Here is a 23,068-nt window from a genome sequence, read left to right on the forward strand (position 1 = left end):
GCGGCGCGGTTTGCGTTCGTGATGGGTCAGTTCTCGCGGTGCGCCAGGTAGTAGTCGATCAGGCCCTGGGTGGACGAGTCCTGCTTCGCCTTGGCGTCCTGGTCGCCTTGGACCGCCGGGGCGATCTGCAGCGCGAGCTGCTTGCCGAGCTCGACGCCCCACTGGTCGAAGGAGTCGATGCCCCACACGATGCCCTCGACGAAGGTGATGTGCTCGTACAGGGCGATCAGCTCACCGACCACGGCCGGGGTCAGCCACGACGCCATGATCGAGGTCGTCGGCCTGTTGCCCGGGAAGGTGCGGGCCGGGACGATCGCCTCGGCCGTCCCCTCGGCACGTACCTCGTCGGCCGTCTTGCCGAAGGCCAGGGCCGCGGTCTGGGCGAAGAAGTTGCTGAGGAAGAGCTCGTGGACGTCCGTCTCCCCGTCCTTGACCGGGTGGGCCGGGTTGGCGACGGCGATGAAGTCGGCCGGGATCAGCTTCGTGCCCTGGTGGATCAGCTGGTAGAAGGCGTGCTGGCCGTTGGTGCCGGGCTCGCCCCAGAAGATCTCGCCGGTGCCGGTGGTGACCTCCGAGCCGTCCCAGCGGACGCGCTTGCCATTGGACTCCATCGTCAGTTGCTGCAGGTACGCCGCGAAGCGGTGCAGGTACTGCGCGTAGGGCAGCACCGCGTGGCTCTCGGCCCCGAAGAAGTTGGTGTACCAGACATTCAGCAGGCCCATCAGCAACGGGACATTCCTGCCCGGCTCGGTCTCGCGGAAGTGGACGTCCATCGCGTGCATGCCGGCCAGGAAGTTCTCCCAGTTCTCCTTGCCGAGCGCGACGATCACCGACGTGCCCACGGCCGAGCCGACCGAGTAGCGTCCGCCGACCCAGTTCCAGAAGCCGAAGGCGTTCTCCGGGTCGATGCCGAAGGCGGCGACCTTGTCCAGCGCGGTGGAGACCGCGACGAAGTGCTTGGCGACGGCGTCGGTGGCCTGCTCGTCCGAGCCGTCGATCGCACCCGACTCGGCCAGCTTGCCGAGCAGCCACTCGCGCGCCATCCGGGCGTTGGTGAGGGTTTCGAGCGTGGTGAAGGTCTTAGACGCCACGATGAACAGCGTCTGCTCGGGGTCGAGGTCGGCGACCTTCTCGGCGCAGTCGTTGGGGTCGATGTTGGAGATGAAGCGCGCGTCCGGGCCGGTCTTGTAGGGCTTGAGCGCCTCGTAGACCATGACCGGGCCCAGGTCGGAGCCACCGATGCCGATGTTCACGACCGTGGTGATCGGCTTGCCGGTGACGCCCTTCCACTCGCCGCTGCGGATCTTCTCGGCCCAGACGTAGATCTTGTCGAGCACCTCGTGGACGTCGGCGACGACGTCTTGGCCGTCGACGACCAGTTCGGCGTCGCGCGGCAGGCGCAGGGCGGTGTGCAGCACCGCGCGGTCCTCGGTGACGTTGATGTGCTGGCCGGTGAACATGGCCTCGCGCATCTCGGGGAGCTTGACCTGTTCGGCCAGCTCGAGCAGGGCCGCGAGCACCTCGTCGTCCAGGAAGTTCTTGGACAGGTCGACGTGCAGGTCTGCTGCATCGAAGGAGTAGCGGGACGCGCGCTCGGGGTCGGCGGCGAAGGCGCCGCGCAGGTCGGGAGTGAAGGCGTCGTGGAGCTTGGTCAGTTCCGCCCAGGCGGACGTTGAGGTGGCATCAACCGGTGTCTGCATGGCTCCACCCTATTCACCGCCGGTGCGCCGCGGACAGGGGTGTGCCCATCAGGGCACCGACATGACGGCATCATTGGCAGAACCGGATGGTAGACAGGACGACATGTCCGAACCCCGTTACCTGCCCTGGCTGCGCAAGCTCGTCGCGGTCGACACCACCTCCCGCAACCCCAACGGGAAGCTGATCGCGATGATCGCGGACGAACTGCGCACCCATGGGCTGGAGCCGGTCGTCTTCGACAACCCAGATGGCACCAAGCAGGGGCTGGTGGCCACCATCCCTGCTGCGGACGGCACCACCACCGGCGGCGTGGTGCTGTCGGGGCACACGGACGTCGTCCCCGTCGACGGCCAGCAGTGGACCAGCGACCCATGGACCGTCACCGAACGCGACGGCAAGCTCCATGGCCGCGGCGTGGCAGACATGAAGGGCTACCTCGCCACCATCCTGGCGCTGCTCCCCGAACTCACCGCCGCGCAGCTTTCCCAGCCCATCCACCTGGCCTTCAGCTACGACGAGGAGGTCGGCTGCCGGGGCGGGGACGCCATCGTCGCGAAGCTGCACGAACTGGGACGTGAACCGCGCGCCGCGCTGGTCGGCGAGCCCACCTCCATGCGGGTGATCCGCGCGCACAAGTCGGTGAACCTGTACACGGTCACCTTCACCGGGGTCGGCGCGCATTCGTCCCTGACGGCCAACGGCGTCAATGCCGTCGAGTACGCCGCTCAGCTGGCCTGCTGGTGGCGCGACCTGACCGACGCATGGAAGGCCGAGGGACCCTTCGACGAGGCCTACCCCCTGAAGTGGTCCACCGGTGGCGTCAACCAGTTCACCGGCGGGACGGCGGTCAACATCGTCCCCGCGAAGGCAGAGCTGGTGCTGGAGTTCCGCTCCATCGCCGAGGTGGACGACGACGACGTGCTCGCGCGCACCCGCGCCGAGGTCGACCGGCTGCGGGCGCTGATGCAGGCCGAGAACCCGGCCGCCGACGTGCAGCTGGTGGTGGACGCGGCCGTACCCAGCCTCGACGTACCCGCCGACGCATGGGCCGCGCAACTCGCCGAAGCGACCGGCGGCACCCGCTGCGACGACAAGGTGACCTACGGCACCGAGGCCGGCCAGTTCGCGCGTGGCGGCATCCCGGCCGTGGTGTGCGGCCCCGGCGACATCGCCCAGGCCCACACGCCCGATGAGTGGATCGAACCGAGCCAGCTCGACGCCTGCGCACACCACCTGCTCGCCCTGGTGGCCGAACTCAGCTGAGCTGCGTCAGCCCACTTCCGCCAAAAAAGGCACCAGGGACGGATTCGGTCCCGTGGGGAGACCGGATCCGGCACGGATGCCGATATTGGCGGCGCAGCACCCCGGCGGGATCAGCCGACGGTGAGGTGCACGTGGTCGTAGTGGTTCGCGGTGGTGCTGCCGCGATCCGACATGGAGCGCCAGCCCTCGGACGCACGCTGGGTGGTCCAGATCTGCTGGCTGTAGATGACTTCGGTGATGCCATAGGCGGACGCATTCGCGCGCGCCCAGTTGGCGATCGCCCAGCCGGACGAGCCGGAGATCATCACGTCGAGCGCGCGGCCCTGGCCGTGCTCACCAGAGTCGCCCGCACGGTAGCCGCCGTAGCTGGTGACATAGGGGAAGTTCGCGCACACGGCTTGGTAGACGCTGCGCGTCGAGGAGGTCAGGTGGTTCACGATCGAGGTGCTGACGGTGCAGCTGCCCGAGGTGCTCGCGGCCTTCGTGGAGGTGCTCGACGTGCTGGAGCTGCTGCTCGAGCTGGACGAGCCTGACGAGGATGACGAGGACGACGAGGCGTCGGCGTCGGCGTCGTCGGCGGTCGCGACCACCGGCTTGGCGCGCGCGAGGTAGTCGCGGCTCACCCAGGCGGACGTGCCGTCGAGGCTGACCTGGCGGAATCCGTTCATGAAGTTGTCGGTGACCGAGATGCTCTCGCCCACCTGCAAGGTGTCCAGCTTGCGCGCGCTGGAGCTGGGCAGCGCTCGCACGTTCACCACGGAGGTGGCGTAGCGGGTTCCGGTGATGGTGCCGAGCGCGGGCACGGTCGCGGTGGCGCTCGCGGTCGCTGCCGGGGTGGCCTTCTTCGTCGCGGACGCACTGGCGGTGGCCGAGGCCTTCGCGGTGGTGTTCGGCGCCGAGGGCTTGGCCGACGCCTTGGGGGTGGCGGTCTTCGTCGCCTTCGAAGTGGCCGAGGCTGAGGCGCTGGCGCTGGCGGTGGCCGAGGCCACGGCCGGCCGCACGAGGGAGCGCGAGACGCTGTCACGCGTCCGCACGTCAAGGGTGTCGCTGGTGCTGGTGGGCGCTGAGGGGCTGTGCGCCAGATCGCCCGCCGCACGCGAGGGGACGAACACACCGGCGCCCAGCACGATCGCCAGGGCTGCCGTGGCGGCGATCGGGGCGATGGTGGTGCGCACCAGATCGCGGGGAGCCTCCGTGGCGAAGCTGCCCTCGTCGCCAGCGAAGGCCGCCGGGATCTCGACCGCCTCGAACGCGTCGCCGGGGACGGCAACGCCACGGCGAGGGTTGGTGGACACCTCGGGCGTCAGGTCGGCATCGGACAGGGAGCGACGGGGCGTCGACAAGAGAGGGTCCCCTCGGGATCGTGGTCAGGAAAGTTCGGCGTACCGCGAACGGCACCACCAAGGATACTGAGACAACTATAAGGATTTCCTGAGTGTCACCAAACCCGCTGGTCACAGCAGGCCCACGGCCGCGCCACCCTCTCGAGTGGCGCGTCGTTGCCGAGCTGAAGTCAGGCCGCGATGCTCCCGACCATCGTCGAGCAAGACCCGGCGACTCCACGCACCAGCCCCTCATCATGGGTGGCGAGGTAGGTGCCGGTCATACCGTCGCAGGTGACGAGCAGGTATTGCGCGAAGTCATCCACCGGCCGCGGCAGCCGAATGCCGGACGCCCTCTCGTGGGCCTCCAGCGACGCGGTCAGCTGCTCCAGACGACGCTGGCGCCATTCGGCGGGCACCTCCTGCAGGCCCTCGGTACGCAGCGCGTAGTCGCACAGCTCGCAGAGGGTGCGATGCACCTCGGTGCGTGCCACCAGGTCGTCCAGGTGGTGGCCGAGGATGCTGGCCACCAGGCCCTCCACGGAATCGCCCTCGGGCCGCCAGGCCACGTCGTCGGCCAGTTCGCCGGTGACCAGGGCGGAGAGGGCCTCGCCCATCAGATTCTGGTGGCTCTCGAAGGCGTAGTGGAAGCTCGCCAGCGGCATCCCGGCCTCGGCCGCGATCGCCCGTGTCGTCGCGGCGGGAACGCCGCTCTCCCCGATCACCCGCAGCGCGGCCTCGATCAACTTGTGGCGGCGCTCCGCCAGACTCATCCGAGTCATCCCCGAACCTCCAACTACCAAGAACACGGCCCGCGCCCGTTGACAGAGGCGCGGGTGCCTTCTCCCCCCGAGGGAGTCGAGCACAACAGACAATGGTCCATTTCAACCATCGCTTCCCAGTGTGGCACGGCGAGCCCCCCAATTCGCCACCGCTTGCATGCCTAGATTTGGTCGCGCCGGCACGACGGGAGGACCATGCGAACACAACACCCAGCACTGGCTGCAATGGTGCTGGCAGCTGCGATCGCGGCGCCCTATGGCGGCGTCGCGGCAGCGGCCCCCAGCCCACCCACTTCCCTTCAGGTACTGGCAGAACCGCGCCTCAATGCCAGCTTTGCGGGCCAGGGCAGCACCCTCTCGGTGACTGGGAAACTCGTGTCGGACACGGGGCGCCCGCTTGCTGGACGAACGATCCAACTGACCCTGGACGGTGTGTGGCAGACGTCCCAGACCACTGCCCGAAATGGTTCGTTCAACTTTTCGCATCGGGTGCCGGCGGGCACTCCCGTGCGCAGCCACGAGGTGGTCGTCTCCACCGAACCGGTCACCGGCTGGACCGAGGCGACCGTCCACGGGAAGGTAACCGTCGGACGGCTGCGGACCGCCCGGTTGAGCGCGGCGATCAACAACCCGCGCGGGCGTGCGTCCAGCAGCCTGGTGCTGTCGGGACGTGTGACCGACACGGCCGGAATGGCCCTGGCGGGCGTCTTCGTGCAGGGCCATTTCCCCGACGGCGAGTGGACGGACTCGTTCGCGACGGACGCCCAGGGACGGTTCTCGGGAAGCTTCACCATCCCTGCCGACAGCACCGTGGGAACGGCGACGATCCAGGTCGTGCTGGATGGTCTCAGCGGGTATGGCGCCAAGCCCGTCCCCGTGACCTATGCGGTGCTGCCCGGGAGCGCGAGCCCGTCTGCCCGTGCCGAGCCGAGCGCCACCGAGATGGCCTCCCCGGAGGCGATCGGCACGCTCGACCCTGACCTGAACCGCCCGACGGTCGCGAGCGCCCCCCCGGCTCCGGTGACCCCGCCGACGACACCACCGGCTGGTGGCGGGGTGGCTGCCGTCCCCGCTGGTGCGTGGGCGATGGCGGGGCTGGTGGGCATCGGGCTGGCCGTCTCGGTGGGGATGCTCGGGCGCGGGATGGGCGATGAGGCCGGCGTCGAGGAAGAGGTCGAGGGACGCCTGATCGGCGGCCCCGACTAGGGTTGGGCCATGTCTTCCGAGCAGTCCGAACCCGGCCCGCACATGTCCGAACCGTCAGCGCAGACGGCGCCGGGGAACGCCCCCTCGGACGGCTGGATGCGGCCGGAGCAGATGCGCGCCAGCAAGCCGACGAACCGGTTGCCGTGGGTGCTGGTGGCGATGCTGACCGCCTTGTCGATCGGACTCACTGGTCTGTTGTTCGCGCAGGGGCAGGAACTTCAGCGGCTGCGTAACCAGACCACGACGGCAACGCCGAGTGGGGCTGCTACCGGGGCAGTCGCGTCGGCCGCGCCCTCCACCCCGTCCGCCCAGGCCGTGGAGCTGATGAAGAAGCTGCCGCACCGCACACCGGGTGACCCGACCGCGATGGGGGAGGTGGACGCGCCGGTCGTCATGGTGACGTGGAGTGATTTCCGCTGCCCCTTCTGCTCGGTGTGGTCCCGGACGACCTTGGAGGAACTCAAGCCCTATGTTCGCTCCGGTTCGCTGCGCATCGAGCACCGCGACCTGGTGCTGTTCGGGGACGAGTCACTGAACACCGCGAAGGCGGCGAGAGCGGCCGGGGAGCAGGAACGCTTCTGGCAGTTCTACGCGGCGGTGCATGACGAGGCCCCGACCAGTGGTCACCCCACCATCACCGAGAAGAACCTGCTCGCCTTTGCCGAGAAGGCAGGCGTGAACGACATGGTGCAGTTCAAGAAGGACTACGCCTCGGCCGAGATCGCGGCAGCCGTGAACAAGGACACCGCGGAGGCCCGCGAGATCGGGCTCACCGGGACGCCGTTCTTCATCATCAACACGACCCCGCTCTCGGGAGCGCAACCCCTTGCCGTGTTCACCCAGGTGATCGAGGGCCACGGCGGCAGGAAGTAGTAGCTGGCCACAGGGACCCCTCGGCGAGTGTTGGCCGGGCTCCCGGGCTCGCCCCCTCGGGAACTACTCGACGGCGGTGACGAAGGTCTGGCAGCGCTCCCGCAGGCTGCCCAACGGACCGCCGGTGAAGGCGTCCCCGACCAACGCAGCGTCCAACATCACGAAGGCGGCGCCGTTCTCGACCCAGCGACGGGCGGAGTAGGCACCCAGACCCCCGCGAGCGCCCAGCACGACGCCCGGGGTCAGGTCGGCCAGGAACTCCGGGTAGGACGCCCCCATCACCTCGGCCGGGGCGACGACCACCGCGTCCACGCCCGTCGAGGCCGTCGCTCGGATCTCGGTGGGGGTCAGCGCCAGGCCGACCACCGCACGTCCGGCGTCGTGGATGCGGGCGACGATCCCAGCGTCCACCCAGCGCGGCATCACGACTGGCGCGGGGCCGGCCAGCACCTCGTCCAGCTGGTCGAGTTCGACGTCGTGCGCGATGAAGGTGGCTCGGGGACCGAAGATGGCCGCCAGCCGGGCGAGGTCGTCCGCGCGTCCGGCGGGCAGGCTGAACACGCGGATGCCCTCCTGCACCATCACCTCGATCGCGCCGACCAGCGAACCGGTGGCCGCCTGCGGCACCAGCGCGCAGATCTTCGTGTCGAGCAGTGCGGCGGGCAGGCGGGTCTCAGTCTCCATGCGGCAATCCTGCCCGATCGCGTTCGTCCAACCACACCCAGGCCAGCCCGCCGGCCAGCAGCACGACGCCGACCAGCACGCCCACGGCGGCGCCGGTGCCGCCGAGCCCATGGATCCAGTTCTCCAGCCGGTACTGGCGATCGGCGTCGAGCAACCCGCCCGCCGTGCCGCCGGTGATCAGCAGGAAGCCGCCCAGCGCGACGAAGACCAGTCCGGTGATGATCTGGGTGACGGTGGTAATGAGCGGCCCGATGCCGCCGATCGGCCCGAAGGTGACCGGACGCGGGCGCAGCCAGCTGCGGCGGGACAGCCCGAGACGGTCCCAGACCAGCGCGAGCAGGAACAACGGCACCACCATCCCCAACGCGAAGGTGGCCATCAGGAGGGCGGCATGGACGGGTGATCCGCCCATCGCGGCCATGGTGAGCACCGAGCCGAGGATGGGCCCGGTGCAGCCGGTGGCCAGGCCATAGCTGGCGCCAAGGGTCCAGATCGCCAGTGGGGTGGCCGGGTCGAGACGGTTGGCGCGGGTCCCGGCACCGGGCAGGCGCAGGGAGAAGCCAGCGGCGGTGACCAGCCCCAGTGCCAGCAACACCACGGCGCCCACGCGCAGGAGTTGCTGGGGGTTGATCGGGAGCGCCTGCCCCAGTGAGCCGGCGAGCACACCCAGGGGAACCATCGTGCAGAGCAGGCCGAACCAGAACAGGACGCAGCGCCCGACCAGGGTTCCGGTACGGGTGAAGGCAAAGGCGAAGAAGCTGGGCAGCAACAAGGCCGCGCACGGGCTGAAGAGGGCCGCGACGCCGCCGAGGAAGGCCACCACGAAGCTGGTCTGCTGCACGTCCCGAAGGCTATCGGGGGATGGTTGTCAGCCCGCCGACGCCACCTTTTCCCGGTCCATGACAGCATGGAGCGCAATGAACCTCCTCGAGCACCTTCCCGCCGCGGGCGACCGCGGCCCCGACGCCCTCTACGCCGCCTTCACCGACTGGACCACCAGCCGCGGGATCAGCCTGTACCCGCACCAGAAGGAGGCGATCCTGGAGATCCTGAGCGGCAACAATGCGATCGTCATGACCCCGACCGGCTCGGGCAAGTCGCTGATCGCGCTGGCGGCGCACTTCGCTGCCGTCGCCGAGGGGCACCGCACCTGGTACACCGCGCCGATCAAGGCCCTGGTCAGCGAGAAGTTCTTCGCGCTGTGTGATGCCTTCGGCGCCGAGAACGTCGGCATGGTCACCGGTGACGCGTCGGTGAACCAGGACGCGCCGATCATCTGCGCCACCGCGGAGATCCTGGCGAACCTGGCGTTGCGCGAGGGACGCACGGCCGACGTCGGCCAGGTCGTGATGGACGAGTTCCACTTCATCGCCGACCCCGACCGCGGGTGGGCCTGGCAGGTCGGCGTCCAGGAACTGCCGCAGGCGCAGTTCGTCATCATGTCGGCCACTCTCGGCGACGTCACCCAGTTGTGCGACGACCTGACGCGCCGCACCGGACGCGAGACCGCCGTCATCGCGGACGCCATCCGCCCGGTCCCGCTGGTCTACACCTGGGCGATGACGCCCATCCACGAGACCGTCGAGGAACTCGTCAAGACCCACCAGGCGCCGGTGTACATCGTCCACCAGACCCAGGCCGCTGCCCTGGAGCGCGCGCAGTCGCTGCTGTCGGTGACCCTGGTGAACACCGCCGAGAAGCACGAGATCGTCGACGCGATGGGCCACTTCCGGTTCGCCGGCGGCTTCGGCAAGACGCTGGAGAAGCTCGTCCGGGCAGGGATCGGCGTGCACCACGCCGGGATGCTCCCCCGCTACCGGAGGCTGGTCGAGACGCTTGCCCAGCGTGGCCTGCTGAAGGTGATCTGCGGCACCGACACCTTGGGCGTCGGCATCAACGTCCCCATCCGCACGGTGCTGTTCACCGCGTTGACGAAGTTCGACGGACGACGCGTGCGGACGCTGCGTTCGCGGGAGTTCCACCAGATCGCCGGACGTGCGGGGCGGGCCGGTTTCGACACCACCGGTTATGTCGTCGCGCAGGCACCCGAGCACGTGATCGAGAACGAGCGACTGCTGGCCAAGGCCGGCGACGACCCGAAGAAGCAGCGCAAGGTGGTGCGCAAGAAGCCGCCGGAGGGTTTCGTCAGCTGGACCGAGGAGGGCTTCCATCGGCTGATCGGCTCCACCCCCGAGACGCTGCACGCGCGAATGCGGATCACGCACGCGATGCTGTTGAACCTGCTGGAGCGCGACGAGCCGATCACCGAGTCGGTGGTCTCACTGGTGCAGGGGGCGGTGTCGGATCCCAAGGCCCAGAGGCAGTTGCTGCGCCGGGCCCTGCAGATCGGACGCTCCCTGATCGAGGCCGGGATCGTCGTCGCGCACCATGAGCCGGGCAAGCCGACCCGCTACGAGCTGGACGTCGACCTGCAGTCGAACTTCGCGTTGAACCAGCCGTTGTCGGCGTTCGCGATGGCGGCCTTCGAGCTGCTGGACGAGGACTCGCACACCTACCCGCTCGACCTGGTCAGCGTCATCGAGTCGACGCTGGAGGACCCGATGCCGATCCTGCTGCAGCAGCAGTTCCGGGCGCGTGGGGAGGCCGTCGCGGAGATGAAGGCGGACGGCTATGAGTACGAGGAGCGGATGGCGGCGCTGGAGGAGGTCACCTGGCCCAAGCCGCTCGAGGAGCTGCTGCAGCACGCGCTGACCGTCTACGCCGCCGCGCATCCTTGGCTGGCCGAGGCGCAGCTGAGCCCCAAGTCGATCGTCCGGGAAATGTTCGAGCGGGCGATGACCTTCGGTGAGTACGTCGCCTTCCACAAGATCGAGCGGGTCGAGGGGCTGCTGCTGCGCTACCTCAGCGATGCCTACCGGGCGCTGCGGCACAGCGTCCCCGAGCGCTTCGTCACCGAGGAACTGGAAGACCTGGTCGAGTGGCTGGGCGAGGTGATCCGGCTGACCGACAGCTCGTTGTTGGACGAGTGGGAGGCGCTGACCGACCCGGACGCCGATGCCGAGGCCCGGTTGAAGGCGCTGACGCACCCGACGGCGCCACAGCGTCCGGTGACCGGGAACGCGCGGGCCTTCCGGGTGCTGGTGCGCAATGCGATGTTCCGGCACGTGGAGCTGATGGCCGACGACCTGGTCGACGAGCTGGCTGAGCTGGATGCTCGCGATCCGCAGGTCGTGATGACCGCGGATGCCTGGGACAAGGCCCTGGGTGCCTACTGGGACGACCACGACGAGATCGGTCTGGACGGGGACGCGCGCGGCCCGAAGCTGTTCGTCGTCGAGGAGTTCGGACGGACCTGGCGGGTGGCGCAGATCATCGCCGACCCCGAAGGCGACCACGACTGGCAGCTGCACGCCTCCATCGACCTGGACGCGTGTGACGAGGCCGGCGAGCTGGTGTTGCACGTGCTCGGTTTCGCCCGGGTGGATTCGTAGTTCGTCGCGAACTGCTGTTGGTTCGGCTCGTCTGGTCCTAGGCTCGTCGTGAGCGACCACCGAGGAGGAAACATGGAGCTGACCAGCACCTCGATCCCTGCCGGGACGAACATCGACCTGCGGTACGCCGAGCAGGGAGCGGGCGGTGAGAACGTCCGTCCGGCCCTGGCGTGGAGCGATGCGCCGGAGGGGACGAAGAGTTTCGCGATCACCTGCTACGACCCGGACGCCCCGACCGGCTCGGGCTGGTGGCACTGGGTCGCCGTGGACATCCCCGCGGACGTGACCTCGCTGGAGGAGGGCGCCGAACTGCCGTCGTCGGTACGGGAGTGGGTCAACGACTACGGCTATGTGGGCTACGGCGGCCCGTGCCCGCCACCCGGACCCGCGCACCACTACGTCTTCACCGTCTACGCGATGCCGACCGAGAAGTTGGACGTGCCCGACGACGCCCCCAGTGCGCCGCTGCGGTTCACGATTCTGGCGCAGGCGCTGGACGAGGCGAGCTTCACCGGCCTGTTCGCGCTGCAGAGCTGAGTTCGCAGGCTGGTTCAGCGGGCGACAAGAACCTCTGGACGCTGGGCGGCGCACCCCCTAGCGTCAACCATGACGGCACAACCATGACGACACAACCATGACGACACAACCATGAAGGGAACGACCATGAGCGAGCACACGCCCGACGGCAGCTACAACGAGGCCGAGCGCACTGACGTCGAGCTGGACCAGACCGGCTACCGCAACACCAAGCGCGACGAGACCCACGTCGACCAGACGGGCTACAAGGGCGTCACGCGCGGCGTGGTGCACCACGAGCACGCGCACAACGACGGCACCGTGAAGAACGACGAGCACTGAGTTCTCAGCACCCCGGACTGGGTGGAGTTACTGCCGTAGTTGGCAGGAACCCCACCCAGTCCGTCGTCGTTGGGCGCTGTCAGCCCTGCACCTGGTCACCGAGAGCATGGACGTGCTGCAGCCCCCTGGGTGGCGTCGGCGCGTGTCGTCGCGAATCGGTGCTTGCCAGTGGTGCTGATCAGCGACAGCACCTGCCCGGCACCGAGCGGGACGACGGACTCGACGCCCTTCACCGGATCGGCTTGACGCCGGATGACGGATCAGGCGAGGTGCCCTCGACGATGACCCCTTCCGAGGTCCAGCCGTCGAGTGCCACGTCCAACCCCTCGAGTGAGGTTTGTGGTTACGTCGTGGGCGTCATCAGCGCGTGGAGCAATGATTGTGATTTCGTGACCCAGCCGACGATGCCGCCCTGCGCGCTGATCATGGCCAGGGCATGTTCGTGAAATTCGGGGAAGTATGAGGCGGTGCAGTCGGACAGAACGAGGCACTCGAATCCGCGGTCGTTGGCTTCGCGCGCGGTGGTCTGGACGCATACCTCTGTCGTGACTCCACAGATGACCAGCTGGGCGATGCCTTGGGCTCGAAGTATGGTTTCGAGGTCAGTGGCGTAGAAGGCCCCTTTGCCGGGCTTGTCCAGCACGACCTCCCCTGGGATTGGGGCGAGTTCGTCGATGATTTCATGGCCTTCTTCCCCGCGGATGAGGACGCGTCCACGGGGGCCGGGGTCGCCGATTCGCAGCGTGCGCTTGCCGCGGTTGAGCTTCGAGGGGAAAAGGTCTGACAGGTCGGGCCGGTGTCCTTCTCGGGTGTGGATCACGGGTCGGCCTGTTGACCGCCATGCTCCCAAGAGTGCGCGGGTGGGTTCGACCGAGGCACGCAGGGGGGTGACGTCGTTGCCCAGGGAGGCACCGAAACCGCCTTCCTCCATGAAGTCGCGCTGGAAGTCGATGCACACCAAGGCGGCACGATCCAGGTCGAACTCGAAGGGTGATGGGATAGCCCTGATCGTGGTCATCGTTCCTCCTGGTCGTGCAGCCATTGCGCCCAGTTGCCGGTGGCGGTGATGTCCTCGCCGGTGGCGCCGATGCCGACGCAGGCCAAGGTGGATGAGCCATTCGCGGTGGTGATGTGTCCGAGGCCGAGTGGCGGCTTGAACAGGTCGGTGACCAAGGTGCCCACGTTTGCGGTGGGAATGCGCCAAAGCTCTCCGCGCAAGACGGCACCGGTGCCCGGGGCGGGGACGATCGCTGGACGTGGGGGAGTCATGTCGAGCACGATCATGCGGTAGTCGTTGCTGGTGGTGATCTCGCCGAGGTGGCGGGCGCCCAGCTGTTCCAGTTCGTGGTTGAGGGGCTGGCCGCTCATGTGGGCGCCGAAGATTGCGACCTCGGTCCCGCCCGGCGGGAGCAGGGGTGATTGCTCGCCCAGGATCCGGGCGCCCACGTCGAGCAAGACTTGGTCGTGGAAGGCGGGACCGATGAGCGTGATGCCGTCGGTGGTGGTCGTTGTCTGTTCGGGCAGGCCCGGAATGGCGACGGCGCACAGGTCCAGCAGGTTCACGAAGTTGGTGAATGTGCCGATCGTGCTGTTGAGCCCGATGGGGTCGTCGGCGACGGCGTCGGTGGTGGGGTGGATCGGCGACGTTGGCACGAGCAGGATGTCGATGTCACGGAACAGAGTGCGTACGTGGCGTTTGGCGGCGAGCAGGTGGTGCTGGTCGCGGATGACCTGGGCCCCTTGGGTCTTGCAGGCGGCAGCGACGATCTTCTCGACCACGGGATCGAGCTCACCGGGGTGTTGGGCGGCGACCTCACCGAATGCCTCGGCGCGCTCTGCGACCAAGGCGCCGTCGTAGAGCAGCCGCGCGGCTTGGAACAGGGGGTCGATGTCGACCTCGACGGTGGTCAGTCCGAGAGAGGCGAGGCGCTCACGGGCTGTAGCAAAGTCACGGGCCGTTTCTCGGTCCAGGCTGGTCAGGTTGGGCGGCGCGGGGATGGCCAGGCGCGGGCTTCGGGGAGCGGCCAAGGGCGCGTCAGCGGGCCAAGTCCGTGAGCGGGCATCGTGGGGGTCGCACTGGGCGATCGTGCGCAGGGCGGCAGTGGCGATCGTGAGGTTGGCACCGAATACGGAGACGGTGTCGTAGCTGCGGCACGCGGGCACTACGCCGGTGGTGGAGACCAGGCCCAGAGTGGGTTTGAGGCCGACGCCGACCTGCGCGCGCTCATCCAGGCCACCACTCCCTCCGCCGAGTCCCGGACCACGCTGGATTGACGGGCGGCGGTGGCCGTCAGGTGATCGAACGCGAAGCCTTCTGCGCGAGTTGGGCTACGGACGTCGCCAACTCCTTGGCGCAAACGGCCTAACTCCTTGCCCACAAGGCCTGACGTGCCCTGATGCCGCGCCAAAAACACGGGCGAATGTTGGGTCACGGTCACCGGGCCAACCGCTCGGCACAAGAACGGCCTCACCTTGCTCTTGATCTCGTTCCGGCCTCGTGGGTCGCGCAACCCCGCTCCCACAAGGGATGACTGCTCGCCGCTCGCCCAGGAAGCGACCTGGGGAGTCACAGGGAGACCGGTCCGGGGGCTGCGGCCTGGAGTACGTCGAACCGGTCTTGTGTCCTTGAGGCCCCGCCAGGGCCCAGGAAGGGACAGTGCCATGACCATACGGACCTACGAGTCGTTGCCCACGGCCGCCGCCCGGATCGGGGTCAGCGTGAAGACCATCCGCCGGCGAATCGCCGAGGGCGTCCTGCCCGTGTACCGATGCGGCCGCATCCTCAGGCTGGACCCGGACGACGTCGACGCCATGTTCCGTCGGTACCCGCAGTGGACCCCCGAGTCGGAGTTCAGTTCTACGCGACGCCGGCAGGCGCGACGGGCGTCGTAGCGCTCGCCCCTCGAAGCCAATGGCTGCGGTGTGGGGGGTGGCCCAGATCACGGCGCGGGTCAACTCATTCGGCCCTGGTGGTCGATCGTGTTCTGTACCTCGCCGGACGGGAACCTTTACACGCCGCGAACTGGGATGACTGAATGGTGACGTCGTAGGGGATATTGGTCCGTGTCGAGGGGGCTGGTGATGCGCTGGAGAGGCCCACGAACGCCCATTTCTGTTTCAAGCGGGGAGACGCGGCCGATGGGTTTGTCGACGTTCTTGACGGGTCGGCGATCTCGTCGGGAGATTGGGTCGCCTGAGCCCGGTGGTCAGGCGAACAGGCTGGTGCCGTATCGCAGCACGATGGCGGCGACGATGAAGGTGAGCCACAGCCACACGACGAGGGCGTCCAGCGCCATCCGCTGCGCCGCAAGCAGCGCGGCTTGTGCCCGTGGGGGTAGGTACAGGTTGTCGTGGCGGATGTTGTACCGCGTGAGGGAGGCGAACACCAAGGTGGTGGACAGCGTGACGAGCAGGCACCAGGGGCAGAGTGCTCCGATGTTGAACATGGCTTCATAGAACAGCCAGTAGGCGAAGAGGAATCCGAGGGTGTAGACGACTTGCGCGGCGAACATGAACCATCTGGGGAACCGGACACTGGCCAGGCTGGCGAGGGCGATGGTGATCACGACTGGTTCGGCGATGAGACCGAGGAAGGCGTTGGGAAATCCGAAGACGCTGGCCTGCCAGGACTGGCCGACGGTGCCGCAGCTGATGGTGGCGTTGATGTTGCAGGAGAGGTTGACGTCGGGATTGGCGGCCAGGGCGACCGCGTCCACGGACAGCACGAAGGAGGCGGTCAGGCTCAGGGCTGCCGAGAACAACATGGTGGCGAAGGTCCAGGTGTCGGCCTGCCGCAGCCGATGCCAGCGTTCCATCAGCTCAGTCATTCGCGTCGGCCTTGATCGCGGTGGTGAGGGGCCCGACGGAGTAGAGGTCGCCCTTGAAGGGCTTGCCGTCGATGAGAACGGTGGGGGTGCCGGTGATGCCGGAGGCGAAGTCGGCCTTGGTGCCCTGGTCGACCCAGCTGGTGTTGGCCTGCTGCTTGAAGCCGGCGACCACGTTTGGGTCCACCCCGGCGGCGGTCGCCAACGTGGCGATTTGGTCGTCAGTGAGTCCGTTGCCACCCTCGGTGGGCTGGTTGGCGAAGAGCGCGTCGTTGAAGGCCATCGCGCTGTCGGGGTCGGCCTTGGCGGCGGTGACGAACGCGTTGGCCGCGCGTGTGGAATAGCGGGTGCCGTTGGAGGCCCGGTCGAGGAAGGACATGGGGTGGATCTCGAGTTGGATGGTGCCCTCGGCCACCAGACGGTTGAGTTCGTCGCCGTTGGTGGCGTCGAAGCGGCCGCAGAAGGGGCACATGTAGTCCTGGTACACGCTCACTCTCACCGGCGCGCCGGTTTGGCCAACCGTGATGGTCCAGGCATCACTGCCCGCAGCAGCGGCGTTGGCTGTGACGGTCCCCGGGGTTGGGGTGCCGGGCTTCGGGGTCTGGGCGAGTACCGCGACCCAGACCAGGACGCCGATCAGGGTGGCGGCGACCGTGGCCACCAGGATGATGGTGACGCGTCGGCGGATGCGTTGCTCTCGGGCAGCCTGGGCCTGTTGGGCGGCCAGTTGCTGGCGGCGGCTTCCGGACGGAGGGGTGGACGCAGGGGGCGGAGTGGTCTTGGGCATGCGTGTCAGCTTTCGATTGGCTTGGGTGAGGGCGCGGTCGCCCGGGGGCCGGTGCTGGACGCGCTGACACCAAGGCAGCGGGGAGGGGCGGCCTCCACCAGGGAGGCCCTCAAGCCGCGTGCATTCGCTCACCGGCTCGCCCGTGACGGCGGCCGATGGTGGCAGTCAGCCCAGCAGAAGAAGCCTGGGCGGACCCCGCCGGCTGAGCGCTCGCCGCGAGGCCACGCGACGGAGGTCTGGAACCCGGGGCGCGCCAAGCCGCGGGGCTCGGGGACTGACTGGCACCGACAGCGTGGAGCGTGCCACAAGGGTGTGTCGGCTCAGCCAGGCGCGGGCACGGCGCAACAGCACCCGGAACGCCACACCGAGGCCGACAACGTTCAGCAGTCCGAGCAGGGCCAACCCCAACGTGGACAGACAGAGGGCTAGCACCAAGTGGTTGGCATGCACCACGGCCTGCGCAGCGTCGACCATGCCGCTTGCGCACGCCTGGTTCTCGCGGACCAGGTCCAGGTGCAGCCCTAGCCAGGACAACCCGGACGGCAGGCTGACACAGGCCATCTCGGGGCCCGATCCCATCTCGATCCGAGGCAGCACCGACGAGGCGGCCAGCGCGAGCAGCGCCAGTGGCACCACGCGCCCGGCCACCACCCCGACGCCCTGTAACCGTCTCAGCGGAGGACCTGCCTTTCGAACAAGCTAGCGGCCCCATCATACGGTCGAGTGCAACCGATCCCACTCCTAACCCGCCATGCGCTATCATCGTCGCATGACGATCACATCGACTAGTTCGGGCTGTACGGTGACCGAGGCCCAGGGGGGCCTCAGCGTCGCGGCAGCGTTGTTCCACGGGCTATCTGACCCTTCCCGGCTGGCGATCCTGCAGCACCTGACCTTGGGCGAGCACCGGGTGCGGGACCTGACCGAGCACTTGGGGCTGGCGCAGTCGACGGTGAGCGCACACTTGGCCTGCCTGCGCGAGTGCGGCCTGGTGTCGTCGCGGCCCGAGGGGCGGGCGTCGTTGTTCTCGCTGACCTGCGCGCCACAACTGCTGGCGGTCCTGGGGGCGGCCGAGCAGCTGCTGGCCAGCACCGGCTATGCGGTGGCGCTGTGTCCCAACTACGGCGTGGGGACAGTCGGGAACCCGACACCAGATGAGTTGAAGACCCACGCCAGCATGGGAGGCACGCGATGAGCCAGCACGACACGTCCGGGCGAAAGACACCCGTCGACACCCAGGAGGCTGACGACGCGCTGGCGGATCGGGACGTGCTCGGCGATGTTGAAGACCACGAGGATGACGACGACGATGCGGTGGAGCACCTGTGGCAGGTGCGTGACATCCAGCTGGGGTTGGTGTCCGGCGTCCTGCTGCTGGCCGGTTTCCTGGCCGGCCTGGCCGGATGGGAGACGGTCGGGCTCGTCCTGAGTGGGGTGGCGTTGCTGGTGGGCGGGTCGACGTTCGTACCGGGTGCGTTGAAGAAGCTCGCGAAGGGCAAGCTGGGAGTGGGTCTACTGATGACCATCGGCGCCGTGGGCGCCACCCTCCTGGGCCAGGTCGAGGAAGCCGCGACTCTGGCGTTCCTGTTCTCCCTCAGCGAGGGCCTGGAGGACTACTCGCTGGCCAGGACCCGGCACAGTTTGCGCGCCCTGCTTGACCTGGTCCCCCGGCAGGCCACCGTGCTGCGCGACGGTGTGGAGGTTGTCGTCGATCCCGACGAGCTCATCCTGGGCGACCTGATGGTGGTCAAGCCGGGCGAACGGCTCGCCACCGACGGCGTCATCCGCACCGGACGGACAGCCTTGGACACCTCGGCGATCACCGGCGAATCCATGCCGATCGAGGTCGGCCCCTCCGACGAGGTGTACGCCGGTGCGATCAACGGCACCGGCATCCTCGAGGTGGAGGTGACCTCGACGGCGGACAACAACTCGCTGGCCCGGATCGTGCACATCGTCGAGGCCGAGTCGTCCCGGCGCGGGGCCACCCAACGGCTCGCCGACAGGATCGCGAAACCGTTGGTACCGGGGATCCTCTTTGCAGCGGCCTTGACTGTGGTCGCCGGCTTCGCCGTGGGCGACCCCGGCCTGTGGCTGCAACGAGCGCTGGTCATGGTGGTCGCCGCGTCCCCCTGCGCCCTGGCCATTTCGGTGCCGGTCACCGTCGTGGCATCCATCGGGGCGGCCAGCCGGCGCGGCATCCTCGTCAAGGGTGGCGCCGCGATGGAGGTCCTCGGCAAGGTCCGCACCGTCGCCCTGGACAAGACCGGAACCCTCACCCGCAACCAACCCATCGTCATCGAGGTGACAACCACCGGCCCGCACACCCGCGAGCAGGTGCTCGCCTGGGCCGCCGCGCTTGAGGCACGCAGCGAGCACCCCCTCGCCAAAGCCATCCTCGCCGCCACCGAAACCACCACGACCGCCGACGACGTGCAGGCGGCCGTCGGCGCCGGACTGACCGGCACCCTGGACGGGCACAGCCTAAGGTTGGGGCGTCCCGGCTGGATCGAGGCAGGCCCACTCGCCGGCGACATCGACCGGATGCAACAAGCCGGGGCCACCGCCGTCCTCGTCGAGGTCGACGGGCAGACCACCGGCGCGATCGCGGTCCGCGACGAACTCCGCCCCGAAGCCGCCCATGTCGTCGCCCACTTCCGCTCCCACGGCTACGCCGTCGCGATGCTCACCGGGGACAACCCCACCACCGCCCGAGCCCTCGCCGCCGAGGCCGGGATCACCGACGTGCACGCCGACCTGCGACCCGAGGACAAGTCGACCATCATCCACAGGCTGCGGGAAAGGGGCCAGGTCACCGCGATGGTCGGCGACGGCGTCAACGACGCCCCCGCGCTGGCCAGCGCCGACCTGGGCGTGGCCATGGGCGCCATGGGCACCGACGTCGCCATCGAAACCGCCGACGTCGCCCTGATGGGCGACGACCTGCGCCTCCTGCCGCACGCGTTCGATCACGCCCGCTACACGCGCCGGATCATGCTGCAGAACGTGGTCCTGTCGATCGCGTTGATCGCGGTCCTGATCCCGCTCGCCCTGTTCGGCGTCCTGGGGTTGGCGGCCGTGGTGCTGGTTCACGAGGTGGCCGAGGTGTTCGTGATCGCCAACGGTGTCCGCGCTGGCCGCACCACCCACCTGCCCACCCTCACCGCATTGGCCGACAGGCCCGCCCTCCAAGGAGCGACAGCGTGAGCACGGGCCACGACCACGCGCCGCAGGGCACCCATCGGGGCAAGTTGGCGATCGCGTTCGGGATCACTGTCACCATCCTGGTCGCCGAGCTCATCGGCGCGTGGTGGACCAACAGCCTGGCGCTGTTGGTCGACGCCGGCCACATGCTCACCGACGCCTCGGGCCTGCTGATGGCGCTCATCGCCGCAAACCTCGCCCTTCGTCCACCCACCCCCGAACGCACCTGGGGTTGGCGGCGCTCCGAAGTGCTGGCCGCTGGAGCCCAAGCCGCGGTCCTGCTCGGGGTCGGGGTGTACGCGTTCGTCGAGGGTGTTCGGCGCCTGTGGACGCCCCCGGAGGTCACCGCCGGCGGGCTGCTGGTGTTCGGCATCGTCGGTCTGGTCGGCAACATCGTCTCGATGCTGGTACTCAGCTCGGGCCGCGGTGCGAACCTCAACATGCGCGCCGCCTTCCTTGAGGTCGTCAACGACGCCCTCGGATCGGTGGCGGTGATCGTGAGCGCGGTCGTGATTGCGCTGACAGGGTGGACCCGGATCGACGCCCTCGCAGGCATGCTGATCGCGACCCTGATCGTGCCGCGGGCGATCACCATCCTGCGGGAGGCGGGGAGCATCCTGCTGGAGTCCACTCCTCCGGGGTTGAACCTCGAAGAGGTCCGTCGTCACATCCTGGAGGTGCCGCACGTGGTGGGGGTGCACGACCTGCACGCTTCCACCATCGCCACCGGTCTGCCGGTCCTCACCGCCCACGTTGTGGTCGAGGAGGCCTGCTTCGCCGACGGCCACGCCGCCCAGATGCTGACTGATCTCCAAGCGTGTGTGGCCGACCACTTCGACGTGAGCGTCGAGCACTCCACCTTCCAACTCGAATCACCCGACCACGCGCAACGCGAACACACCACACACAGCTAGCTCCCCCCAACCCGCAGGCCAGGGGTACACAGCTCTTGGCGACACTCCGAGCTGGGAAACTTGCACCATGGACACACTCAGATCAATCGCCTTGTTCATCGCGGCAGCCATCGCCGAGATCGGCGGAGCCTGGCTCGTCTGGCAAGGAGTACGCGAACACCGCGGCTGGATCTGGATCGGTGCCGGCGTCATCGCCCTCGGCCTGTACGGCTTCGTCGCCACCCTGCAACCCGACCCGAACTTCGGCCGCATCCTCGCCGCCTACGGCGGAGTCTTCGTCGCAGGCTCCCTTGTGTGGGGCATGACCTTCGACGGCTTCCGTCCCGACCGCTACGACATCCTCGGCGCCCTCATGTGCCTGATCGGCGTCGCCGTCATCATGTACTCGCCACGCGCCGCCTGACCCCAGTCCCACGCGCATCTTCTGAGACGGCGATGACCAGACCGGCAGTGTGGTGGCCGTTTCCAGCGTCAAGGATCTGGCTCGGTGACCGGAACTGCTCGCCGTGGCGCCCCCTGTGCCGGGCCAAGTCAGAGGATCGAGCTGAGGTCTGACCCGACGGTGGGATAGGCAGCAGTCATTGACTTCAGTTGACTGGTGGTCAGGTTGAGCTTCATGGCGAGGGCGATGAGATTGACGACCTCGCCGTACTCGGGGCCGAGAAGGTGCGCTCCGACAATCCGGTCGCTGGATCGGTCGACAAGGATCTTGGTGGCTGCGGTGGTCTCACCGATCCGGTAGTTGGAGTACCAGCCACTGGTGTCGCGGTAGCGGACGTCGATGTCGATGCCTTGATCGCGGGCTTCTTGTTCGAGCATCCCGACCCGAGCCACTTCGGGGATCGTGAAGACCGCCGTGGGGACACCGCTGTAGTCGGGGACGGTCGTCGAGGCCTTGAGCATGTTGGACGCGGCGACCTTGCCCTCAAACACCGCGACTGGGGTCAGCGGCATCCCCGGGGTGTTGGCGGCGTCGCCGGCGGCGTAGACGGCTGCGTTGCTGGTGCTCTGCAGGTGGGGAGAGACCCGCACTCCACGTTCGTCCCACTCGACCGCGGCGGCGTCCAGGTTGAGGCCGGCCAGCTCCGGGACTCGGCCGGCTCCGTGCACGACGAGGTCGAACCCCACCGTCTCGGATTGACCGGATCGCTCCACACTGACCTGAAACCCTCTCCGGGACTTCTCGATCGCGGTGATCGTGGTGGAGCGCCACAACTCGATCCCAACCTCACCGCCGCGGCTGACCAGGAGTTCGACGAGGTCGGGGTCGAACGCCTTGAGCGGCCTTGGCCCGCGGTCGAGGATGACCGGGGTGCTGCCCGCGCGTGCCGCGATGTGGGCGAACTCGAAGGAGATGAAACCGCCACCGACGAACAGGATCCGTCGCGGCAATGCGGGGAGCTCCATGAAGTCGGTGCTGTCGACCAGGTGTTCGTGACCGTGGAATTCCAGTGGCCGGGGGCGAGCGCCGGCGGCGATCAGGAAGTGTGCGGCGTGGTAGGAGATGCCCTCGATCGCCATGGTGTTCGGTCCAGTGAACCGCGCCTGGCCGTGCAGCGCGTCCACTCCGTTGCCGGAGAGTCCGTCCTCCATCCTTCTCGGGACCGGGTCGGTGAAGCCGTGCTTGTGCTGGATCAAGTCGGCCCAGTTGATCGACAGGCCGGCAGCGTCGATTCCTTTGCCCCGCATCAGTCGGGCGCTGTCGATGATCTCGGCACCGCGACGCAGGATCTTCTTCGGGTCGCACCCACGCAGTGCGCAGGTGCCGCCGTACGGAAGCGCGTCGACGATCGCGACGCGCCAGCCCGCGGCAGCACACTTGTTCGCCGCAGTCACACCAGCCATGCCCGCGCCGATCACGATCAGGTCATAGCCGGGGGTCATCACGCCTCATCGCGCGAAAGACCAAGCGCTCCCCGGAGTTGCTCCAAGGAGGGCACGCCAGCCATCCCGTCAGGGGTCCGGTAGATCCGGCAGGACAATCCCACGCTCGAGCCTGGCCCAGCGAAGACATCCACACCGTCGACCAGGATGCTCGGCGAGCCGAGGAACCGCAGCCGTTCTGCGTCTTCCAGCGTTTCGACGCGGCGATGGCTTACTACGACCCCCGGTGACTCGGCAGCGATCGCGTCAAGTCGTCGGGCGGCGATCTTCCAGTTCGGGCAGTCGTCGAAGTACAACAGTGAGACGTCCATGTC

The 23,068-nt window shown here is 68.3% G+C and carries 23 protein-coding genes; 11 read left to right on the forward strand and 12 right to left on the reverse strand.

Annotated features, from left to right (window positions below; genetic code table 11):
• Positions 1-26 precede the first annotated feature (26 nt).
• On the reverse strand, positions 27-1,700 hold the full coding sequence (pgi, locus tag ABD089_RS13420) for a glucose-6-phosphate isomerase (protein ID WP_343886967.1): 1,674 nt from the start codon (positions 1,698-1,700) through the stop codon (positions 27-29).
• 103 nt (positions 1,701-1,803) lie between these two features.
• Here pgi and argE point away from each other — a divergent pair, with 103 nt between their 5' ends.
• Positions 1,804-2,964 (forward strand): acetylornithine deacetylase, encoded by a 1,161-nt coding sequence (gene argE, locus ABD089_RS13425; protein ID WP_343886968.1) that lies wholly within the window; start codon positions 1,804-1,806, stop codon positions 2,962-2,964.
• Positions 2,965-3,074: 110 nt separating this feature from the next.
• On the opposite strand, the gene ABD089_RS13430 is transcribed toward argE, so the two are convergent.
• Positions 3,075-4,307 (reverse strand): SH3 domain-containing protein, encoded by a 1,233-nt coding sequence (locus ABD089_RS13430; protein ID WP_343886969.1) that lies wholly within the window; start codon positions 4,305-4,307, stop codon positions 3,075-3,077.
• Positions 4,308-4,477: 170 nt separating this feature from the next.
• On the reverse strand, positions 4,478-5,059 hold the full coding sequence (locus ABD089_RS13435; RefSeq protein ID WP_343886970.1) for a TetR/AcrR family transcriptional regulator: 582 nt from the start codon (positions 5,057-5,059) through the stop codon (positions 4,478-4,480).
• Between the two features lie 204 nt (positions 5,060-5,263).
• On the opposite strand from ABD089_RS13435, the gene ABD089_RS13440 reads away from it, so the two are divergent.
• Together ABD089_RS13440 and ABD089_RS13445 are read left to right on the forward strand one after the other, a co-directional pair.
• On the forward strand, positions 5,264-6,274 hold the full coding sequence (locus ABD089_RS13440) for a collagen binding domain-containing protein (protein ID WP_343886971.1): 1,011 nt from the start codon (positions 5,264-5,266) through the stop codon (positions 6,272-6,274).
• Positions 6,275-6,283: 9 nt separating this feature from the next.
• Positions 6,284-7,147, forward strand: coding sequence for a DsbA family protein (locus ABD089_RS13445; protein ID WP_343886972.1), 864 nt, complete (start codon positions 6,284-6,286; stop codon positions 7,145-7,147).
• A 63-nt stretch (positions 7,148-7,210) separates the two neighbouring features.
• On the opposite strand, the gene ABD089_RS13450 is transcribed toward ABD089_RS13445, so the two are convergent.
• The gene (locus ABD089_RS13450) at positions 7,211-7,831 is read right to left on the reverse strand and encodes an aldolase (protein WP_343886973.1); all 621 of its coding nucleotides are present in this window, start codon (positions 7,829-7,831) and stop codon (positions 7,211-7,213) included.
• Complete coding sequence (locus ABD089_RS13455) at positions 7,821-8,672, reverse strand: cytochrome c biogenesis CcdA family protein (RefSeq protein ID WP_343886974.1); 852 nt, start codon at positions 8,670-8,672, stop codon at positions 7,821-7,823. Before ABD089_RS13455 ends, ABD089_RS13450 begins: the two co-directional genes overlap by 11 nt.
• A gap of 76 nt (positions 8,673-8,748) precedes the next feature.
• Between ABD089_RS13455 and ABD089_RS13460 the strand changes: the two genes are divergently transcribed.
• The 3 genes from ABD089_RS13460 to ABD089_RS13470 all read left to right on the forward strand — a co-directional run bounded on the left by ABD089_RS13460 (position 8,749) and on the right by ABD089_RS13470 (position 12,141).
• Positions 8,749-11,283, forward strand: coding sequence for a DEAD/DEAH box helicase (locus tag ABD089_RS13460; RefSeq protein WP_343886975.1), 2,535 nt, complete (start codon positions 8,749-8,751; stop codon positions 11,281-11,283).
• A gap of 72 nt (positions 11,284-11,355) precedes the next feature.
• A complete protein-coding gene (locus ABD089_RS13465) occupies positions 11,356-11,820 on the forward strand; it encodes a YbhB/YbcL family Raf kinase inhibitor-like protein (RefSeq protein ID WP_343886976.1) in 465 nt (154 codons plus the stop codon).
• Between the two features lie 126 nt (positions 11,821-11,946).
• Entirely contained in the window at positions 11,947-12,141 is a 195-nt protein-coding gene (locus tag ABD089_RS13470; RefSeq protein WP_343886977.1) for a hypothetical protein, read from the forward strand.
• 343 nt (positions 12,142-12,484) lie between these two features.
• Here ABD089_RS13470 and ABD089_RS13475 read toward each other — a convergent pair whose 3' ends face one another.
• Positions 12,485-13,159 (reverse strand): cysteine hydrolase family protein, encoded by a 675-nt coding sequence (locus tag ABD089_RS13475; RefSeq protein WP_343886978.1) that lies wholly within the window; start codon positions 13,157-13,159, stop codon positions 12,485-12,487.
• The gene (locus ABD089_RS13480) at positions 13,156-14,412 is read right to left on the reverse strand and encodes an allophanate hydrolase-related protein (RefSeq protein ID WP_343887011.1); all 1,257 of its coding nucleotides are present in this window, start codon (positions 14,410-14,412) and stop codon (positions 13,156-13,158) included. The genes ABD089_RS13475 and ABD089_RS13480 overlap by 4 nt, the downstream gene beginning before the upstream one ends.
• 390 nt (positions 14,413-14,802) lie before the next feature.
• On the opposite strand from ABD089_RS13480, the gene ABD089_RS13485 reads away from it, so the two are divergent.
• Positions 14,803-15,033, forward strand: a complete 231-nt coding sequence (locus tag ABD089_RS13485; protein ID WP_343886979.1) for a helix-turn-helix domain-containing protein — start codon at positions 14,803-14,805, stop codon at positions 15,031-15,033.
• Positions 15,034-15,347: 314 nt separating this feature from the next.
• Here ABD089_RS13485 and ABD089_RS13490 read toward each other — a convergent pair whose 3' ends face one another.
• From ABD089_RS13490 to ABD089_RS13500, 3 genes are all read right to left on the reverse strand, one after another.
• Positions 15,348-15,968, reverse strand: coding sequence for a vitamin K epoxide reductase family protein (locus ABD089_RS13490; protein ID WP_343886980.1), 621 nt, complete (start codon positions 15,966-15,968; stop codon positions 15,348-15,350).
• Entirely contained in the window at positions 15,961-16,752 is a 792-nt protein-coding gene (locus ABD089_RS13495; protein ID WP_343886981.1) for a DsbA family protein, read from the reverse strand. The genes ABD089_RS13490 and ABD089_RS13495 overlap by 8 nt, the downstream gene beginning before the upstream one ends.
• Before the next feature lie 165 nt (positions 16,753-16,917).
• The gene (locus ABD089_RS13500) at positions 16,918-17,400 is read right to left on the reverse strand and encodes a hypothetical protein (RefSeq protein ID WP_343886982.1); all 483 of its coding nucleotides are present in this window, start codon (positions 17,398-17,400) and stop codon (positions 16,918-16,920) included.
• 121 nt (positions 17,401-17,521) lie between these two features.
• On the opposite strand from ABD089_RS13500, the gene ABD089_RS13505 reads away from it, so the two are divergent.
• The 4 genes from ABD089_RS13505 (at position 17,522) to ABD089_RS13520 (ending at position 21,273) form a co-directional block, all read left to right on the forward strand.
• Positions 17,522-17,947 carry an ArsR/SmtB family transcription factor gene (locus ABD089_RS13505; RefSeq protein ID WP_343886983.1) on the forward strand — a complete coding sequence of 142 codons (426 nt, stop codon included), beginning with the start codon at positions 17,522-17,524 and terminating at the stop codon, positions 17,945-17,947.
• Positions 17,944-19,959, forward strand: a complete 2,016-nt coding sequence (locus ABD089_RS13510; protein ID WP_343886984.1) for a heavy metal translocating P-type ATPase — start codon at positions 17,944-17,946, stop codon at positions 19,957-19,959. Before ABD089_RS13505 ends, ABD089_RS13510 begins: the two co-directional genes overlap by 4 nt.
• Positions 19,956-20,870, forward strand: coding sequence for a cation diffusion facilitator family transporter (locus ABD089_RS13515; RefSeq protein ID WP_343886985.1), 915 nt, complete (start codon positions 19,956-19,958; stop codon positions 20,868-20,870). The genes ABD089_RS13510 and ABD089_RS13515 overlap by 4 nt, the downstream gene beginning before the upstream one ends.
• A 67-nt stretch (positions 20,871-20,937) precedes the next feature.
• Positions 20,938-21,273, forward strand: a complete 336-nt coding sequence (locus ABD089_RS13520) for a YnfA family protein (RefSeq protein WP_343886987.1) — start codon at positions 20,938-20,940, stop codon at positions 21,271-21,273.
• A gap of 128 nt (positions 21,274-21,401) precedes the next feature.
• On the opposite strand, the gene ABD089_RS13525 is transcribed toward ABD089_RS13520, so the two are convergent.
• Together ABD089_RS13525 and ABD089_RS13530 are read right to left on the reverse strand one after the other, a co-directional pair.
• A complete protein-coding gene (locus ABD089_RS13525; RefSeq protein ID WP_343886988.1) occupies positions 21,402-22,754 on the reverse strand; it encodes a dihydrolipoyl dehydrogenase family protein in 1,353 nt (450 codons plus the stop codon).
• A complete protein-coding gene (locus tag ABD089_RS13530; RefSeq protein ID WP_343886989.1) occupies positions 22,754-23,065 on the reverse strand; it encodes a DF family (seleno)protein in 312 nt (103 codons plus the stop codon). Before ABD089_RS13530 ends, ABD089_RS13525 begins: the two co-directional genes overlap by 1 nt.
• Between the last annotated feature and the right edge of the window lie 3 nt (positions 23,066-23,068).

It is taken from the genome of Luteococcus sanguinis (assembly GCF_039527675.1).
Lineage (GTDB): Bacteria > Actinomycetota > Actinomycetes > Propionibacteriales > Propionibacteriaceae > Luteococcus > Luteococcus sanguinis.

What these genes read in the sequence shown, in the direction of transcription:
- ABD089_RS13465 (WP_343886976.1), top strand. Translation starts at nt 11,356, where the DNA reads ATGGAGCTGACCAGCACCTCGATCCCTGCCGGGACGAACATCGACCTG.
- ABD089_RS13530 (WP_343886989.1), bottom strand. Translation starts at nt 23,065, where the DNA reads ATGGACGTCTCACTGTTGTACTTCGACGACTGCCCGAACTGGAAGATC.
- argE (WP_343886968.1), top strand. Translation starts at nt 1,804, where the DNA reads ATGTCCGAACCCCGTTACCTGCCCTGGCTGCGCAAGCTCGTCGCGGTC.
- ABD089_RS13490 (WP_343886980.1), bottom strand. Translation starts at nt 15,968, where the DNA reads ATGACTGAGCTGATGGAACGCTGGCATCGGCTGCGGCAGGCCGACACC.
- ABD089_RS13505 (WP_343886983.1), top strand. Translation starts at nt 17,522, where the DNA reads ATGACGATCACATCGACTAGTTCGGGCTGTACGGTGACCGAGGCCCAG.
- ABD089_RS13460 (WP_343886975.1), top strand. Translation starts at nt 8,749, where the DNA reads ATGAACCTCCTCGAGCACCTTCCCGCCGCGGGCGACCGCGGCCCCGAC.
- pgi (WP_343886967.1), bottom strand. Translation starts at nt 1,700, where the DNA reads ATGCAGACACCGGTTGATGCCACCTCAACGTCCGCCTGGGCGGAACTG.
- ABD089_RS13450 (WP_343886973.1), bottom strand. Translation starts at nt 7,831, where the DNA reads ATGGAGACTGAGACCCGCCTGCCCGCCGCACTGCTCGACACGAAGATC.
- ABD089_RS13520 (WP_343886987.1), top strand. Translation starts at nt 20,938, where the DNA reads ATGGACACACTCAGATCAATCGCCTTGTTCATCGCGGCAGCCATCGCC.
- ABD089_RS13495 (WP_343886981.1), bottom strand. Translation starts at nt 16,752, where the DNA reads ATGCCCAAGACCACTCCGCCCCCTGCGTCCACCCCTCCGTCCGGAAGC.
- ABD089_RS13510 (WP_343886984.1), top strand. Translation starts at nt 17,944, where the DNA reads ATGAGCCAGCACGACACGTCCGGGCGAAAGACACCCGTCGACACCCAG.
- ABD089_RS13525 (WP_343886988.1), bottom strand. Translation starts at nt 22,754, where the DNA reads ATGACCCCCGGCTATGACCTGATCGTGATCGGCGCGGGCATGGCTGGT.
- ABD089_RS13470 (WP_343886977.1), top strand. Translation starts at nt 11,947, where the DNA reads ATGAGCGAGCACACGCCCGACGGCAGCTACAACGAGGCCGAGCGCACT.
- ABD089_RS13435 (WP_343886970.1), bottom strand. Translation starts at nt 5,059, where the DNA reads ATGAGTCTGGCGGAGCGCCGCCACAAGTTGATCGAGGCCGCGCTGCGG.
- ABD089_RS13440 (WP_343886971.1), top strand. Translation starts at nt 5,264, where the DNA reads ATGCGAACACAACACCCAGCACTGGCTGCAATGGTGCTGGCAGCTGCG.
- ABD089_RS13485 (WP_343886979.1), top strand. Translation starts at nt 14,803, where the DNA reads ATGACCATACGGACCTACGAGTCGTTGCCCACGGCCGCCGCCCGGATC.
- ABD089_RS13475 (WP_343886978.1), bottom strand. Translation starts at nt 13,159, where the DNA reads ATGACCACGATCAGGGCTATCCCATCACCCTTCGAGTTCGACCTGGAT.
- ABD089_RS13445 (WP_343886972.1), top strand. Translation starts at nt 6,284, where the DNA reads ATGTCTTCCGAGCAGTCCGAACCCGGCCCGCACATGTCCGAACCGTCA.